The sequence below is a fragment of the Pseudomonas sp. efr-133-TYG-5 genome, assembly GCF_030209175.1.
Classification (GTDB): Bacteria; Pseudomonadota; Gammaproteobacteria; order Pseudomonadales; family Pseudomonadaceae; genus Aquipseudomonas.
This window is the reverse complement of record NZ_JARVSM010000001.1, coordinates 306,489-323,799: the sequence shown is the minus strand read 5'-3', so window position 1 is coordinate 323,799 and position 17,311 is coordinate 306,489. Positions and strand designations below refer to the sequence as shown.

The window sequence follows — 17,311 nt, the reverse complement described above, 5'->3', positions numbered from 1 at the left end:
AGCTTTGCACGATGCCGTTACGGACCCAAGAAAACTGGCCCCACGGCGCGATCATGCTGGATGCCGAACACACGCAGTTCGCGCTGTGGGCGCCGGATGCGTTTTACGTGAGTGTCGAGCTGGAACACGGACAATCCCTGCCCATGCTGCCCCAGGCCGATGGCTGGTTTGTGATCAAGACCCGCTGTCCGGCCGGCAGCCGTTACCGCTTCAATATCGACGGCGAACTGGAGGTGCCGGACCCGGCCTCCAGGGCGCAGGACGGTGACCTCGACCGCCACAGCGTGGTGGTCGATCCTCACGCTTACACGTGGCGACACACCGCGTGGCAAGGTCGCCCCTGGAGCGAAGCGATCATCTACGAGCTGCACGTCGGCGCGCTCGGCGGTTTCGCCGAAGTCGAAAATCACCTGGCGCGCCTCGCCGAGCTGGGCATCACGGCCATCGAACTGATGCCGATCGCGCAGTTTCCCGGTGAACGCAACTGGGGCTACGACGGCGTCCTGCCGTTCGCCCCGCAGGCGTCCTATGGCAGCCCGGAGCAGCTCAAACACTTGATCGATTGCGCGCACGGGCATGGCCTGGCGGTGATTCTCGACGTGGTCTACAACCATTTCGGCCCCGACGGCAATTACCTGCACCGCTACGCCAAGGGCTTTTTCCGCGAAGACAAACACACGCCGTGGGGCGCGGCGATCGATTTCCGCCGCCGCGAAGTGCGTGACTTCTTTATAGAAAACGCCTTGATGTGGCTGCTCGAGTACCGCTTCGACGGCCTGCGCCTGGATGCAGTGCACGCCATCGAAAGCCCGGACTTCCTGCCCGAACTGGCGCAGCGGGTGCGCCAGCAGGTCGACCCGGCACGGCATGTCTGGCTGACCGTCGAGAACGAGCTCAACCAGTCCAGCCTGCTCGAAGAAAACTACGACGCCCAATGGAACGACGACGGCCATAACGCCTTGCACGTGTTGCTGACCGGCGAGACCGACGCCTACTACGCCGACTACGCGCTGCAACCCACCGAGCAACTGGCGCGCTGTCTGAGCCAGGGTTTCGTGTTCCAGGGCCACATCACTCGCCACGGCGAGCCGCGCGGCGAACCCAGCGAACACCTGCCCTCCACCGCGTTCGTGCTGTTTCTGCAGAATCACGACCAGATCGGCAACCGCGCGTTCGGTGAGCGCCTGCACCAGTTGGCCGACCCGCGCGCGCTGCAGGCGGCCACCGTGCTGCTGTTGCTGTCACCGATGATTCCGCTGTTGTTCATGGGTGATGAATTCGCCGCCGAGCAGCCCTTCCTGTTCTTCACCAGCCACCATGGTGAACTGGCGAAGCTGGTGCGCGAAGGCCGGCGCAACGAGTTTGCCGCGTTCAGCGCGTTCACCGATCCGTACAAGCGCGAGCAGATTCCCGATCCGAATGCCGAGTCGACCTTCAACGACTCACGCCCGAGCCTGCGCGGCGAAGGCACGCCGCATCAGCAGGCGACTGCGCAGCTGTACCGCGAACTGCTGCAACTGCGCCACCGCTACATCATCCCGAACCTGTCCGGAACCCAGGCGCTGGGCGCGCAGATGCTCGGCCGTGGCGCGGTCAGCGCACGCTGGCGACTGGGCGATGGCAGCGAGCTGCGAATCGACCTGAACCTCAGCGATACGGCGGTGGTCAACCCTCCACGGACCGGCGCGGTGTGGCTGTTTCAACAGCCGCCCGCCGACGAGATGTCGGATGAGGGCCTGCTGCCTCCGTATTGCGCGCTTGTCAGCCTCACGGCCGCAACCCCTTTGCAACCTTTGGATGGAGAGCGCCTATGAGCGATGCGCAACTGGAAATTCTCGCAAGCCGCGCCGGCCTGGCCGTCGACTGGATCGACGCCAACGGGCGCCCGCAGAAAGTCGCCCCGGCGGTGCTGCGCAATGTGTTGACCGGCCTCGGTCATCCGGCCAATACGGCTCAGGAAATTGACGCCAGCCTGCTGCAACTGCAACAAGTCCAGCAAGACCGCCACCTGCCGCCGCTGCTCACCTGTGACGTCGGCGCCAGCGTAGATCTGGCGCGCTACTTCGAACCTGAAACCCCCTGCGAGATTCATCTGGAGGACGGTGCGCGCCTGAGCCTGAAACTCGATGCCGAGGCGCGCTTGCCGGGGCTGGTTCCGGTCGGCTATCAGCAAGTGCATATCGGCGATCAGCATTTCACCTTGGCCGTGGCGCCCGAGCGCTGCTACAGCGTCGGCGATGCCGTGGACAGTCCGATTCCCCGCGCCTGGGGCCTGAGCGTGCAGCTGTATGGCCTGCGCCGCCCCGGTGACGGCGGTTTCGGCGACACCCAGGCCCTCGAAGAGCTGGCCCGGGTGGCCGGCGAACGTGGCGCCGATGCGCTGGCGATCAGTCCGCTGCACGCGATGTTCAGCGCCGACACCGGGCGCTACAGCCCCTACTCGCCCTCCAGTCGGCTGTTTCTCAATTCACTCTACGCCGCGCCGGGCACGATCCTCGGGGAACGCGCGCTGCGCGATGCCATCGACGCCGCCGGCCTGAGCGATACCTTCAAGCAACTGGAAGACTTGCCGCTGGTCGATTGGCCGGCTGCCGCCGAAGCCAAACACAAACTCCTGCAGGCGCTGTACGACGGTTTCACCAGCGGTGACCACCCCTTGCATCCGGATTTCGCCAGTTTCCGCCACGCCGGCGGCGAGGCGCTGGAAAACCACTGCCGCTTCGAGGCCATCCAGGAAATGCGCGCCGCCCGCGGCGAAAGCCTCGACTGGCGCGAATGGCCCGAGCACTGGCATGACCCGCGCGGCGCCGCGTTGGGTGCGTTTGCCGAAGAATATGCCGAGCGCATCGGTTACTTCGCCTTTTGCCAATGGCTGATCCACCGCTGCCTGGAACGCGCGCAGAACACTGCGCGCAGCGCCGGCATGGGCATCGGGCTGATCGCTGACCTGGCGGTGGGTGCCGATGGCGCCGGCAGCCAGGCCTGGAGTTTCCAGGACGAATTGCTTGCCTCGCTGACCGTTGGGGCGCCGCCGGACATTCTCAACCGCTCCGGCCAGGGTTGGGGGATTTCCGCGTTTTCCCCGGAAGGCTTGATCCGCAACGGCTTCCGCGCCTTCATCGAAATGCTCCGGGCCAATTTCGCCCACGCTGGCGGCCTGCGCATCGACCACGTCATGGGCCTGCAACGGTTGTGGGTGATCCCGCAAGGCTCGCCGCCCGCTGACGGTGCCTACCTGTATTACCCGGTAGACGATCTGCTGCGCCTGTTGACCCTCGAATCGCACCGCCATCAGGCCATCGTGCTCGGCGAAGACCTCGGCACGGTGCCCGATGGCTTGCAGGAAAAACTCATTGCCCGTTCCATGCTCGGCATGCGCGTCTTGCTGTTCGAGCAGAACAACACCCATTTCAAACCGATCCTCGACTGGCCGGACAACGCCCTGGCCACCACCAGCACCCACGATCTGCCGACGCTCAACGGCTGGTGGCATGGCCGCGACATCGACTGGAATGCGCGCCTGGGGTTGGTCGACGCCAACGGTGAAATCGACTGGCGGCGCTACCGCGAGCGGGAGCGCGAAGGTTTGCGCAACGCCCTGCGCCAGGACCCGCAGAATTTCCGCGAGGAATCCCACGAAGCCGATCAAGTGGTCGACGCCAGCGTGCGCTTTTTAGGCCATACCCGCGCGCCACTGGTGCTGTTGCCGCTCGAGGATGCGCTGGGCATCGACGAGCAGGCCAACCTGCCAGGAACCATCGACACCCATCCGAACTGGTCGCGGCGCCTGCCGGGCACCAGCGAGGCGTTACTCGACGGTGCCGATGCCGCACGGCGTCTGGAACTGCTTGCCTGCGCCCGTCTCCAAGCTGCCGAGCGTGACCGATGAGTGCCTTCCCGAACCCGTTGCTACGGGCCACCCTGCGTCTGCAATTTCACAAGGGCTTTACCCTCGATCAAGCCGTACCGCTGGTGCCCTACTTCGCCAGACTGGGCATCAGCCACCTCTACGCTTCGCCGCTGCTCGCCGCCCGCGCCGGCTCCATGCACGGCTACGACGTGGTCGACCCGACCCGGGTCAACCCCGAGCTCGGTGGCGAGCCGGCATTGCGCCGCCTGGTCGCGGCCCTGCGCGAACACGACATGGGGCTGATCCTCGATATCGTCTCCAACCACATGGCGGTCGGCGGCGGTGACAATCCGTGGTGGCTCGACCTGCTGGAATGGGGACGGCTCAGCCCCTACGGCGAGTTCTTCGATATTCAGTGGCATTCGCCCGACCCGCTGATGGAAGGCCAGTTGCTGCTACCGTTTCTGGGCAGCGACTACGGCGTGGCCTTGCAGGACGCTACCCTGCCGCTGCGCTTCAATGCCGACAGCGGGCGGTTCTACGTCGAGCATTACGAGCATCACTTCCCGATCTGCCCCAGCGATTACGCCGATCTGCTGCAGCCGGATGAACGCCTCGACGCCGACCGCGGACAGCAGCTCAAGGCGCTGGCTGAACGCTTCAGCGCCCTCAGCTTCCAGAGCGACGCCCGGGCGTTGGCCCAGCCGCTCAAGGAAAACCTGCGCGAACTGGCCAGCGATGGGCCAATCCTCCAGGCGATCGAGCGCAATCTGCAGCGCTACGATTCGAAGACCGAGGACGGCTTTCAGCGCCTGCATCAACTGCTGGAGCGGCAGAGCTATCGCCTGGCGAGCTGGCGCACAGCGGCCGACGACATTAATTGGCGGCGGTTCTTCGACGTCAATGAGCTCGGTGGCCTGCGCGTCGAACGCCCGGCGGTGTTCGAGGCGACCCACGGCAAGATCTTCCAGCTGATCGCCGAAGGGCTGATCGACGGCCTGCGCATCGACCACATCGACGGCCTCGCCGACCCGCGTGGCTACTGCCGCAAATTGCGCCGCCGGGTCGACCTGCTGGCGCCCGGCCGGCATTTGCCGATCTACGTGGAAAAAATCCTCGGTGAAGGTGAAACCCTGCGCACTGACTGGGCCGTGGATGGCAGTACCGGTTACGAATTCATGAATCAACTGGCCCTGCTGCAACACGATCCGAACGGCGAAGCCGTGCTCGGCGAGTTGTGGCAACGCTACGCCGAACGGCCTGCGGCGTTTGCCGAAGAGGCGCAACTGGCGCGTCAGCAGATTCTCAATGGCTCGCTGGCCAGCGATTGCGAAAGCGTTGCCCAGGCCCTGCTGCAAGTGGCCCGCGACGACCTGATGACCCGCGACCTGACCCTCGGTGCGATCCGCCGCGTGTTGCAGGCGCTGATCGTGCATTTCCCGGTGTACCGCACGTATATCAGCGCCATGGGTCGCTCGGCGCAGGACGAGGTGTTCTTCCAACAGGCCATGGCCGGTGCCCGCGAAACCCTCAGCGAAGCCGACTGGCCGGTGCTCGATTGCGTCGCCGGCTGGCTCGGCGGCACGCCCTGGCGGCGCAAGCCGCGCGGGCGTTCGCGCAAGATCCTCAAGCACGCCTGCGTGCGCTTCCAGCAACTGACGTCGCCCGCCGCCGCCAAAGCCGTGGAAGACACCGCGCTGTATCGCTCGGCAGTGCTGCTATCGCGCAATGACGTGGGCTACAACACCGAACAGTTCAGCGCTCCGGTCAGTGACTTCCACGAGATCTGCGAGCAACGCCTGGCGACCTTTCCGGACAATCTGCTGACCACCGCCACCCACGATCACAAGCGCGGCGAAGATACCCGCGCGCGTCTGGCGGTGCTCAGCGAACGCAGCCAGTGGTACGCCGACCAGGTCAAGCTGTGGCACGTGCTCGCCCGCCCTCTGCGCGACGACGACCACATGCCGTCGGCCGGCGACGAGTTGATTCTGTTCCAGGCGCTGCTCGGCAGTTGGCCGCTGCAATTGCACGACGACGATCAGCAGGGCTTCAGCGACTACGCCCAGCGCATCTGCCAGTGGCAACAGAAAGCGCTGCGCGAGGCCAAGCTGCAGAGCAGCTGGAGCGCTCCGAACGAAGCCTACGAAAAAGCCGCTCAGACCTTCACCGAGCGCCTGCTGCTGGCGCCCGAAGGCGAGGTACTGCGCGGCAAGCTGAGCGAAACGGTCAACAGCATCGCCGCGGCCGGTGCCGTCAACAGCCTGGCGCAAACCTTGCTGCGCATGACCGTGCCGGGGATTGCGGATCTGTATCAAGGCAACGAGTTCTGGGACTTCAGCTTGGTCGATCCGGATAACCGCCGTCCGGTGGATTACCCCGCCCGCGAGCGCGCCCTACAGTCCCCCGCCCCCGTGGCGCAGCTGCTGGCGCACTGGCGTGACGGGCGCATCAAGCAGGCGTTGATCGCCCAGGTGCTGAGCCTGCGCGGTGCCCACGCCGAATTGTTCCGCCGCGGCTCGTACCAGGCCCTCGAGGTGCTGGGCAGCCAGGCGCACAACGTGCTCGCGTTCGCCCGCGAGCACGACGGGCAACGGCTGATTGTGGTGGTGCCGATCCGTTGCGCGACCCTGCTGGAAAACAGTGCCATCCCTCAGGTCGATGCGCTGCGTTGGGGCGATACACGGGTGGTTTTACCGTTCGCCGCCTCAGACGTAAATCTGAAGGGACTTTTTTCCAGCAGCGCAGTCACAAAAAACAGGGAGCTGGAGGTCAGCGCCGCGCTGGGGGATGTCCCGGTCAATCTGTTTATTCAACACGTGTAAGAGCATTGAATTCAGTTCAGGAGCATTGCGATGAGTACCGACGATAAACGCATCCGCGAATTCGCCTATCAGATCTGGGAGTCCGAAGGTAAACCCGAGGGGCATGAGGCTCGCCACTGGGAGATGGCGCGCAAGCTGGCCGAGGCCGAAGCCCTGGCGCCGAAAAAGTCACCCAAGGCTGCCGGCAGTAAAACCGCGGGCAAGACGTCCACCGCCAAACCTGTGGACACCAAGGCAAGCGATGCCAAGGCCAAGCCCGCAGTGAAAGCCAAGCCGGCCAGCGCGGCGAAAGTGATCCCCCCGGGCGAAAAAGCCGCCGAGAAAAAGCCGCGCGCACCGCGTAAGCCGCCAGCGGCCTGACGTCTCCCCAACCTTTGCCCTTTAACCACCGTGTGGCGGGTTCGCCCGCCACCGGGGACGCGTTCGTCCTCGAAAAACACGCATTCCACGCCGATTTGCAGGAGCAATCATGACCCGACCAAAGAAAGACGAACCCGCACCTCACGCCGAGCCATCGAGAATCCGCGAAGGCCTGCCCTTCCCGCTCGGCGCGACCTGGGACGGTCTGGGGGTGAACTTTGCGCTGTTTTCCGCCAACGCCACCAAGGTCGAACTGTGCATTTTCGACGATACCGGCGAAATCGAACTCGAACGCATCGAGCTGCCCGAATACACCGACGAGATCTATCACGGCTACCTGCCCGACGCGCATCCGGGGCTGATCTACGGCTACCGCGTCTACGGCCCGTACGATCCAGCCAACGGCCACCGCTTCAACCACAACAAACTGCTGATCGACCCGTATGCCAAGCAACTGGTCGGCGAGTTGAAATGGTCCGAAGCGCTGTTCGGCTACACCATCGGCCATCCGGACGCCGACCTCAGCTTCGATGAACGCGACAGCGCGCCGTTCGTGCCCAAATGCAAGGTCATCGACCCGGCGCACACCTGGGGCAACGACCATCGGGTCAGCGTGCCGTGGGACAAGACGATCATTTATGAGACCCACGTGCGCGGTATCAGCATGCGCCATCCGGCGGTGCCGGAGAATGTGCGCGGTACGTTTGCCGGGCTGATGGTCGACGATGTCCTCGAACACATCCGCAAACTCGGCGTGTCCAGCGTCGAGTTGCTGCCGATTCATGCCTTTGTCAACGACCAGCACCTGCTGCACAAGGGCATGACCAACTACTGGGGCTACAACAGCATCGCCTTTTTCGCCCCGGATCCGCGTTACCTGGCCAGCGGCAAGATCGCCGAATTCAAGGAGATGGTCGCGCACCTGCACGAAGCCAATCTCGAGGTGATTCTCGACGTGGTCTACAACCACACCGCCGAAGGCAACGAGCAAGGCCCGACGCTGTCCATGCGCGGCATCGACAACGCCTCGTACTACCGCTTGATGCCCGATGACAAGCGCTACTACATCAACGATTCCGGCACCGGCAACACGCTTGACCTGAGCCATCCGTGCGTCCTGCAAATGGTCACCGACTCGTTGCGCTACTGGGCCAGCGAGATGCACGTCGACGGTTTCCGCTTCGACCTGGCGACGATTCTCGGCCGTTACCACGACGGCTTCGATGAGCGTCACAGCTTCCTCGTTGCCTGCCGCCAGGACCCGGTGCTGCGCCAGGTGAAAATGATCGCCGAACCGTGGGACTGCGGTCCCGGCGGTTATCAGGTCGGCAACTTCCCGCCGGGCTGGGTCGAGTGGAACGACAAGTTCCGTGACACCGTGCGTGCGTTCTGGAAAGGCGACGACGGCCAGGTCGCCGACTTCGCGGCCCGCATGACCGCTTCCGGCGAGATGTTCAATCAGCGCGGGCGGCGGCCGTATTCTTCGGTGAACTTCATCACCGCCCACGACGGCTTCACCCTCAACGATCTGGTGTCGTACAACGACAAGCACAACGAAGCCAACGACGAGAACAACCAGGACGGCAGCAACAACAACCTGTCGTGGAACCATGGCGTCGAAGGCCCGACCGACGACCCGGAGATCAACGCCCTGCGGCATCGGCAGATGCGTAACTTCTTCGCCACCCTGCTGCTGGCCCAAGGTACGCCGATGATCGTCGCCGGCGACGAGTTCGCCCGCACCCAGGACGGCAACAACAATGCGTATTGCCAGGACAGCGAGATTGGCTGGGTCAATTGGGACCTGAGCGAGGACGGCAAGGCCCTGCTGAAATTCGTCAAGCGCCTGATCAAGCTGCGCATGGCCTATCCGATCCTGCGCCGCGGGCGGTTCCTGGTCGGCGAATACAACGAAGACATCGGGGTCAAGGACGTCACCTGGCTGGCGCCGGATGGCACCGAGATGACCACCGAACACTGGCACGACGCGCACAACCGCTGCCTGGGCATGCTCCTCGACGGGCGCGCGCAGGAAACCGGGATTCGCCGCAAGGGTGCCGACGCCACCTTGCTGCTGGTGGTCAACGCTCATCACGACATCGTCAACTTCGCTTTGCCGGAAGTGCCGGAAGGCAGTTTCTGGACGTGCATGATCGACACCAACCAGCCGTCGATTCGTGGCCAGGAGCGCTTCGAGTTCGGCCATGAATATTCGGTCACCGGACGCTCGCTGTTGCTGTTCGAACTGCAACGCGACGAAGAAGACTGATATGGACCTGCACTGCTATCTGGCGCGACGAGCGCCAGACTTTCCTGACACCCGGGCCCTCGGCCATTGCCTGCGGGCGATGGTCGAGGCCGGGCTGGATCAACTGCCCTTGCCCGGCAGCGGACGGACGCTGGAACGTTTCCAGCACCTGGCCGACGTCGGCGCGCACGACCTGGGGTTGTGCAAACTCTACGAGGGCCACACCGATGCCCTGGCGATCATCGAGCAGCTCGGCGGCTCGCCGACACCCGGCAGCACTTGGGGCATGTGGGCAGCCGAACCACCGAACGCCCGGGTCACGGTGTGGCCGTCCGGGCACATGGTCACGCTGCACGGCCGCAAGGCCTGGTGTTCCGGCGCCGCCGTGCTCAGTCATGGCCTGCTCACGGCGTGGGACGACCAGGGTGAGCAACAACTGGTCGCGGTGGCGCTCGATCAACCCGGCGTGAGCATTACCGATCAGGGCTGGCAAGCCGTCGGCATGGCCGCGACCGGCAGCGTCGAAGTGGTGTTCGACGGCGCCGAAGGTCAGGCCATCGGCAACCCCGGCGATTACCTCGGCCGGCCGGGCTTCTGGCAGGGCGGCATCGGCATCGCCGCGTGCTGGTACGGCGCGGCGCGGCAGCTTGGCGAAGCGCTGCGCGCGCAGTGTGCGCAACGTGCAGAGCCGCATGCACTGGCGCATCTCGGTGCGGTCGACACGGCATTGCAGGCGGCAGCCGCGATGTTGCGCTTCAGCGCGCTGCACATCGACGCCCACCCACAGGACAACGCCGAGCTGCTGGCACGCCGGGCGCGTGCGGTGGTCGAGCAATCGGCCGAACAGGTTCTGCGCAATGTCGGCCGCGCGCTCGGCGCCGGGCCGTTCTGCAAGGATCGGCATTTCGCCCGTCTGAGCGCCGATCTGCCGGTGTTCCTGCGGCAAAGCCACGCCGAGCGTGATCTGGCAGCCCTCGGCCAATGGCTGGCCGACTCTCCCAGCGAGGCCTGGACATTATGAAAGCCAATCCTATCGTCGGTCAGGGCACGCCCCTGCACCAATGGCAAAGCTCGCGGCATCTGGCCGAACTGGACAACATCGACATCCTCAGCCTCGTGCCCCCGGGATCGCGCGCCGTCATCATCGCGCCGCACCCGGACGATGAAGTGCTCGGCTGCGGCGGCCTGCTGCAACTGCTGGCCGCGGCCGGACGCAGCCTGCAGCTGATCTCGGTCACTGATGGCAGCGCCAGCCATCCCGGTTCCGAGCGCTGGCCGGTGGAACGCCTGAGCGTGGTACGCCCGCAGGAATCCGCCGAAGCCCTGCGCCGCCTCGGCTTGCCGATGCACCGTTTGAAATGGCTGCGTGGCGGCTTCCGCGACACCCAGGTGGCGGCCGAGGAAACGCAACTCAGCGCGTTCATCGAACGTCATCTGCGCCCCACCGACGTGGTCTTCACCACTTGGAGCGAGGACGGTCACTGTGATCACGAAGCCTGTGGCCGTGCGAGTGCCGAAGCGGCGCGACGCGTCGGCGCCACCTGTCATGAATTGCCCGTGTGGACCTGGCACTGGGCGACACCCGAGGACGCGTTGGTGCCGTGGCAGCGCGCGCGCAAGATCGAACTGACGCCGGCGCAGGTCGCACGCAAGCGCCACGCCATCCATGCGTTCGCCAGCCAGCTCGAAGGCGATCCGGCGGCGGGCCTGGGGCCGGTGTTGGCGCCCTATGTGCTGGAGCGCCTGCTGCAACCGTTCGAAGTGGTGTTCCTGTGAGTGTCGAGGATCGTTATTTCGATGGCCTGTATGCCGGCAACGATGACCCCTGGGCCTTTCGCCAGCGCTGGTACGAACAACGCAAACGCGCCATCACCCTCGCCGCCCTGCCGCGCCCGCACTACCGGGCGATCTTCGAGCCGGGATGTGCCAATGGCGAGCTGAGCGCCGAACTGGCCCGGCGCTGTGACCGCTTGCTCTGCTGCGATACCGCAGCGGCAGCGGTAAAACTGGCGCAAACCCGGCTGAGCCTGTTCGATCACGCGCACGTTGAGCAAAGTCGCCTGCCGCAGGACTGGCCTCAGGAGAAATTCGACCTGATCGTATTTAGCGAAATCGGCTACTACCTCGACAGCGCGGATCTGACAGCCGTCATCCGGCATATGGAAAACTCCCTCACCGCTGACGGCCAGTTGCTGGCCTGTCACTGGCGTCCGCCGATCGAGGGCTGCCCGCTCAACGCTCGCCAGGTGCACGACCGCATCCACGAAGTACTGGGCCTGCCGCGCCTGGTGCTGCATCAGGAAGCGGATTTCATCCTGGAAATCTGGAGCCGCGAACCGCGATCGGTGGCAGCACTGGAAGGTTTGCGCTGACCTCACCGTTCGAGCCTTGATAGCGCCGGAAACGGCGCCTTGGCTGGCCCTGTCTGCGCGATCAGGCACAGCTTGAATAAAAAAAAACGGTTCAGCTCGATCTGCCACGCGACGAATTGCGTGTCTTGAGCAATACTCTGCTGCGCGGCAATCCAGGGTTCGGAGCGCTGCATCGCGATCACCCGGCCCTGATGGGGGTCAACCACGCGTGCAAGAGCTGTGCGTGAGCGACCTGGGGGCGAAACAGACAAGGACGTATCACGCCATGAAACCTCTATCCCTCGGCGAAAACAGCCTGCCGGCGCAGATCTGGAACAGTGCCGCGCAACTCGACAACATCCCCGTCATCAATACCCGCAGCCTGGTACCCGCTGGCGCTCGCGCCGTGATCATTGCCCCGCACCCCGGCGATGAAGTGGTGACCTGCGGCGGCCTCCTGCAATTACTGGCCGGCCTTGGCCACCCCTTGCAGCTGTTGTCGATCACCGACGGCAGTGCCAGCCACCCCGGCTCGCGCCAATGGTCGGAGAAACGCCTGAGCGTGTTCCGCCCTCAGGAAAGCGTCGAAGCGTTGCGTCGCCTGGGCTTGCCGATGCACAGCCTGAAATGGATCCGCGGCGGCTTCACCGACAACGCATTACTCGACCAGGAGGCCGCCCTGGCCGAATTCATTGCCCGTTACCTGCGCCCCGGTGACGTGGTATTCAGCACCTGGTGCGAAGACGGCAATGAAGACCACGAAGTGGTCGGCCGCGCCAGCGCCAAGGCCGCGCAACAGGCCGGGGCAACCTTTCACGAAGTCCCGGTCTGGGCCTGGCACTGGCCGGAGCGCGATCAGGCGCAGTTCCCCTGGCACCGCGCGCGCAAATTGCGCCTGGATACCTGGACCGTCGCGCGCAAGAGCCACGCCACGCACGCCTACGCCAGCCAGCTCACCGGCGAGCCGGCGATCGGCATCGCGCCGATGCTGCCAAAGGTCATTCTCGAGCGCATGCGCCTGCCCTACGAGATCGTTCTGGTCTGAATCCCTGGCCCCGCCTGGGCGCGATGGCGATCGAAAGTGAACTGCCCGGTCACACATCAGTCGCATGCACAGGAAGCCAAGATTCAGAGGAGTGAACGTGTCCAGCGATCCCAAGCGTCAGGCCGAGGCGCAGCCCGTCAACCCGTCGGCCATCCATCGCCTGCGGGTATTGACCGTCAATACGCACAAGGGGTTTACCGCGCTCAATCGGCGTTTCATTCTCCCGGAATTGCGTGAAGCGGTGCGTAGCACCTGCGCCGACCTGGTGTTTCTGCAGGAAGTGGTCGGCGAGCACGAGCGGCATTCGAGCCGCTACAACGAATGGCCACAAACCTCGCAATACGAATTTCTTGCCGACAGCATGTGGAGCGACTTCGCCTACGGTCGCAACGCCGTCTATCCCGATGGCCACCATGGCAACGCGCTACTGTCGAAATATCCGATCCGTGAATACCGCAACCTCGACGTGTCGATCACCGGCCCGGAGCGGCGCGGTCTGCTGCATTGCGTGCTGGATGTGCCGGGGCATGCCGAAGTTCACGCGATCTGCGTGCACTTGAGCCTGCTGGAAAGCCACCGGCAATTGCAGTTGCAACTGCTCTGTCAGTTGCTCGAATCACTGCCCGATGACGCGCCGGTGATCATTGCCGGCGATTTCAACGACTGGCAGCTGCAAGGCAATGTCGCCCTCGCCCGCCGCGACTATTTGCACGAAGCGTTCGAGCGCCATCATGGCCGGCCGGCCAAGACCTACCCGGCGCGCTTCCCGTTATTGCGGCTCGACCGCATCTACTTGCGCAATGCCAGCAGCCACGATCCGCGCATCCTCGGCAACAAACCGTGGACGCATTTGTCGGATCACCTGCCACTGGCCGTCGAGGTGCATTTGTAGGCAGTTCTGACAGCCAACGAGCGCGGGCTGCGCTACGGAAAGTCCCCGCAAAGCGCGGTCAGTCCACCGGCGGTCGGTAATGCGACCGCTTCGGTGCGCCCATCGCGAAGCGTTTTTCCATGCAAACAACAGCTTAGATATGTGCAGAAAAACAAACGCTTGCGCAAGCTGTTCGTTAGCGACCGCTTATCGTTCACTTTCTTGACGCAGCGCCCCTCGTCTTCTTAGCTCTACCTTACTACCCCCGGAAATACTGTCCGGGGCGAACCTCCGGACTCTCGCGAAAACGAGCGGCCGCGGTTCGCCCCGCTCCATTCGGCCGCCCCTCGCTCGGGGTAGGAGAGACGCCACATCGAGATAGCGCATGCGATTGCAAGGTAGACCTCCATGAAGACTTCACTCACCTCACAAGAGATCAGAATAACGTTCTGCAGTGTTTCAAGTTCTATCTTGCTGTGCTCATCCATGGAGGCGCAGGCCAGTCCTGTGGCGGATGAGACGCTACCCTGGTATCGAGAGAATGTACCGGTCATGACCCTGCCGGCCACCGTCATCACCCCCGGCCCGCAGCGCTTCGACGTGCGCCCCGACCTGCAGGGCGCCGACCTGATCACCGAAGACCTCGCCCCGGCCGCGTGGGATCGCCTCTACGGCGCCAGTTCACGCCAGGCACAGGTCGACATCCTTACCCCCGGTTTTGCCATGCCCGGCAGCGGTGACTTCAAGGGCCCGGCGCTCATGACCGTGCGGAGCGGCAACGGCCATACGCAACAGGTCGGGTTGATCGGTGGCCTCAGCCAGATTCAAGGCAACAGCAACGGCCTGATCGCCACGCGCGCGCTGGCCGATCCCGGCAGCGACACCCTCAATATTCAAGGGCAGAGCCTCGGCGCTTACTACAGCCTGACCGGACCGCAAGGCTGGCATGTCGACCTGTCGGCCAGTGGTGGCCGGGTCAGCGGTTTCAGCCGCAACGAGCAAGGGGCACGCCTGGCGACTGAAGGCAGCGCCATGACGTTGTCGGTGGAAGGCGGTTACCCGATCGGGCTGAACGACAACTGGGTGGTGGAACCCCAGGCGCAACTGATCAACCAGCGCATCACGCTCGATACGCCCTACGCGGGTTCGGGCAATGCGTCGTCGAGTGACATTTCCTCATGGAGCGGCCGGGTCGGTGCCCGCCTGAAAGGCAGTTACGACCTCAATGGCCTGCCGGTCGAACCTTACGTGCGCACCAACCTCTGGCACACGGTGTACACCGGCAACACGTTGACCCTGGATCAGGTCGACAAAATCAGCAGCAGCCGCAAGTCCTCGACCGTCGAGTTGGGACTGGGCCTGGTGGCGAAGGTGACGCCGTCGGTGAGCCTGTATGTCAGTGCCGACTACAGCAGTGACGTCGATGACAACGATCTCAATGGCCTGATTGGCAGCCTCGGGGTGCGCATGCGCTGGTAGGCAGGCAAAACAACGGCGGGAGTGCTCAACACGCTCCCGCTGCTGTCACTCAGTTACCCGGTTTGAGGATCAACACCGCCAGGGGCGGCAGATTCAACACCAGCGACAAGGCCTGACCGTGGCTCGGCACCTCTTCGGTGAAAGCGCCGCCACCGTTGCCGTAGTTCGAACCGGCATAGGTATCCGCGTCACTGTTGAGCAGTTCGTTCCAGCGTCCGGCGAACGGCACGCCCACCCGATACGACTGACGGGGCACCGGCGTGAAGTTGGCCACCACCAGCACCGGCGAACCGTCCTTGCTCCAGCGCAGCCAGGCGTAGACGCTGTTGATCGCGTCGTCGCCAATCAGCCACTGGAAGCCCTGCGGCGCGTCGTCCTGCTCATGCAGCGCCGGTTCCTCGCGGTACAGACGGTTGAGGTCGCCCACCAGTTTCTGTACGCCCTGGTGCTCGGAGTATTGCAGCAGGTACCAGTCGAGCTGCTGATCGTGGTTCCACTCGCGCCACTGGCCGAACTCGCAGCCCATGAACAACAGTTTCTTGCCCGGATGGGTCCACATGAAACTCAGGTAGGCACGCAGGTTGGCGAATTTCTGCCAGCGGTCGCCAGGCATCTTGTCGATCAGCGAATGCTTGCCGTGCACCACTTCGTCGTGGGAAATCGGCAGGATGAAGCGCTCGGACCAGGCATAGACCAGGCCGAAGCTCAGTTCGTTATGGTGATGGGCACGGTACACCGGATCCTGCTGGATGTAGTGCAGGGAATCGTGCATCCAGCCCATGTTCCATTTGTAGGAAAAACCCAGGCCACCCTGCTGGGTGCTCTGGCTGACGCCAGGCCACGCGGTGGATTCCTCGGCGATCACCAGCGCACCCGGCGCTTCAAGGGCGACCACATCGTTCAAATGCCGGAGAAAATCGATCGCCTCGAGGTTTTCCCGCCCGCCGTGCCGGTTCGGCACCCACTCGCCGGCCTTGCGCGAATAGTCGCGATAGAGCATCGAGGCCACGGCATCGACGCGCAACCCGTCGACATGGAAGTGCTTCAACCAGTGCAAGCCCGAAGCCAGCATATAGCCGTGCACCTCGGTCCGGCCGAGGTTGTAGATCAGCGTGTCCCAATCCTGGTGGAAGCCTTCCAGCGGGTTGCCGTACTCATACAGCGCGGTGCCGTCGAATTGCGCCAGGCCGTGGGCATCGGTGGGGAAATGCGCGGGCACCCAGTCAAGGATCACGCCGATTTCCGCCTGGTGGCAGGCGTTGACGAACTCGGCGAACTGATCGGGCGAACCGTAACGCGCGCTCGGGGCGAATTGCGACAGCAACTGATAACCCCAGGAGCCGCCGAACGGGTGTTCCATGATCGGCATCAGCTCGATGTGGGTGAAACCCAACTCCTTCACGTACGGAATCAGCCGTTCGGCCAACTCCGGCCAGGTGTACTGCCGCGCCACTTCACCGAGATCGTCGAGCTCGCACTGCCAGGAGCCGGCGTGCAGCTCATAGATCGACAGCGGCGCGGCATGCTTCTGCCGCTCGCTGCGCGACGCCATCCAGTCTTGGTCCTGCCATTCGATCTGCAGTGGCGAAGCAACCTTCGATGCGGTGTCCGGTGGCAGGCTGGTCGCCAGTGCCATCGGGTCGGCTTTCAGCGGCAGAATGCCGTGCGCGCCGAGAATCTCGTATTTGTACAGGTCGCCCGCGTGCAGACGCGGGATGAACAGCTCCCAGACACCGGACGGATGGCGCAGACGCATCGGATGGCGACGGCCGTCCCAGACGTTGAAATCGCCGACCACCGATACCCGGCGAGCGTTCGGTGCCCACACGGCGAATCGCACGCCGTCGACACCATCGACCGTTTTCAATTGCGCGCCGAGGCAACTGCTCAGATCGCGGTGGTTGCCTTCGGCGAACAGGTACAAGTCCATCTCGCCGAGCAACTGGCCGAAGCTGTACGGATCTTCGGCGACCTGCTCGCCACCCGCCCAGCGCGTGCGCAGCAGATACGGTCGCGCCTGGTCGAAATGGCCGACGAACAGCCCCGCCGTTTCCGTGGCCTGCAACTCACCGCGCTCTTGCCCGGTGTCCTTGTCGAGCACCGTGACGTTCAATGCGCCGGGCAGATAGGCGCGGATGAACTGCCCGCCGGCGCCATCGCCGTGGGGGCCAAGGATGGAAAAGGGATCGGGATGCTCAGCGCGGACCAGGGCGTCGATATCCCCGGGCCCGGGCAGCAAACGTTCTTTGACGTGACCCTGTTCCTTGTTCGAGAAACTCATG

Annotated in this window: 13 protein-coding genes; 11 read left to right on the top strand and 2 right to left on the bottom strand. The window is 64.2% G+C overall.

All coding sequences use genetic code 11. The features are described from left to right. Nucleotides 1-11 precede the first annotated feature (11 nt). The 8 genes from treZ to QRN70_RS01415 all read left to right on the top strand — a co-directional run bounded on the left by treZ (nt 12) and on the right by QRN70_RS01415 (nt 11,655). Nucleotides 12-1,814, top strand: a complete 1,803-nt coding sequence (treZ, locus tag QRN70_RS01450) for a malto-oligosyltrehalose trehalohydrolase (protein ID WP_285415441.1) — start codon at nt 12-14, stop codon at nt 1,812-1,814. After that, nucleotides 1,811-3,889: a 4-alpha-glucanotransferase gene (gene malQ, locus QRN70_RS01445; RefSeq protein WP_285415440.1), complete on the top strand. Its 2,079-nt coding sequence runs from the start codon at nt 1,811-1,813 to the stop codon at nt 3,887-3,889. Before treZ ends, malQ begins: the two co-directional genes overlap by 4 nt. Further along, complete coding sequence (locus QRN70_RS01440; protein ID WP_285415439.1) at nt 3,886-6,675, top strand: malto-oligosyltrehalose synthase; 2,790 nt, start codon at nt 3,886-3,888, stop codon at nt 6,673-6,675. The genes malQ and QRN70_RS01440 overlap by 4 nt, the downstream gene beginning before the upstream one ends. A gap of 30 nt (nt 6,676-6,705) precedes the next feature. Beyond that, nucleotides 6,706-7,035: a DUF2934 domain-containing protein gene (locus tag QRN70_RS01435; RefSeq protein ID WP_285415438.1), complete on the top strand. Its 330-nt coding sequence runs from the start codon at nt 6,706-6,708 to the stop codon at nt 7,033-7,035. A 109-nt stretch (nt 7,036-7,144) separates the two neighbouring features. Continuing rightward, nucleotides 7,145-9,304, top strand: a complete 2,160-nt coding sequence (gene glgX / locus QRN70_RS01430; protein WP_285415437.1) for a glycogen debranching protein GlgX — start codon at nt 7,145-7,147, stop codon at nt 9,302-9,304. A 1-nt stretch (nt 9,305) separates the two neighbouring features. Further along, on the top strand, nt 9,306-10,304 hold the full coding sequence (locus QRN70_RS01425) for an acyl-CoA dehydrogenase family protein (RefSeq protein WP_285415436.1): 999 nt from the start codon (nt 9,306-9,308) through the stop codon (nt 10,302-10,304). After that, entirely contained in the window at nt 10,301-11,059 is a 759-nt protein-coding gene (locus QRN70_RS01420) for a PIG-L deacetylase family protein (protein WP_285415435.1), read from the top strand. Before QRN70_RS01425 ends, QRN70_RS01420 begins: the two co-directional genes overlap by 4 nt. After that, nucleotides 11,056-11,655, top strand: a complete 600-nt coding sequence (locus QRN70_RS01415) for an SAM-dependent methyltransferase (protein WP_285415434.1) — start codon at nt 11,056-11,058, stop codon at nt 11,653-11,655. The genes QRN70_RS01420 and QRN70_RS01415 overlap by 4 nt, the downstream gene beginning before the upstream one ends. 2 nt (nt 11,656-11,657) lie before the next feature. On the opposite strand, the gene QRN70_RS01410 is transcribed toward QRN70_RS01415, so the two are convergent. Next, nucleotides 11,658-11,828, bottom strand: a complete 171-nt coding sequence (locus tag QRN70_RS01410) for a hypothetical protein (RefSeq protein WP_285415433.1) — start codon at nt 11,826-11,828, stop codon at nt 11,658-11,660. 92 nt (nt 11,829-11,920) lie between these two features. On the opposite strand from QRN70_RS01410, the gene QRN70_RS01405 reads away from it, so the two are divergent. The 3 genes from QRN70_RS01405 to QRN70_RS01395 all read left to right on the top strand — a co-directional run bounded on the left by QRN70_RS01405 (nt 11,921) and on the right by QRN70_RS01395 (nt 15,029). Beyond that, a complete protein-coding gene (locus tag QRN70_RS01405; protein WP_285415432.1) occupies nt 11,921-12,679 on the top strand; it encodes a PIG-L deacetylase family protein in 759 nt (252 codons plus the stop codon). A gap of 97 nt (nt 12,680-12,776) precedes the next feature. Then, nucleotides 12,777-13,571 (top strand): endonuclease/exonuclease/phosphatase family protein, encoded by a 795-nt coding sequence (locus tag QRN70_RS01400; RefSeq protein WP_285415431.1) that lies wholly within the window; start codon nt 12,777-12,779, stop codon nt 13,569-13,571. 387 nt (nt 13,572-13,958) lie between these two features. Continuing rightward, on the top strand, nt 13,959-15,029 hold the full coding sequence (locus QRN70_RS01395) for an autotransporter domain-containing protein (protein WP_285415430.1): 1,071 nt from the start codon (nt 13,959-13,961) through the stop codon (nt 15,027-15,029). 49 nt (nt 15,030-15,078) lie between these two features. Here the strand turns inward: QRN70_RS01395 and glgB are convergent, their stop codons facing one another. After that, entirely contained in the window at nt 15,079-17,310 is a 2,232-nt protein-coding gene (gene glgB, locus QRN70_RS01390) for a 1,4-alpha-glucan branching protein GlgB (protein ID WP_285415429.1), read from the bottom strand. Nucleotide 17,311 lies beyond the last annotated feature (1 nt).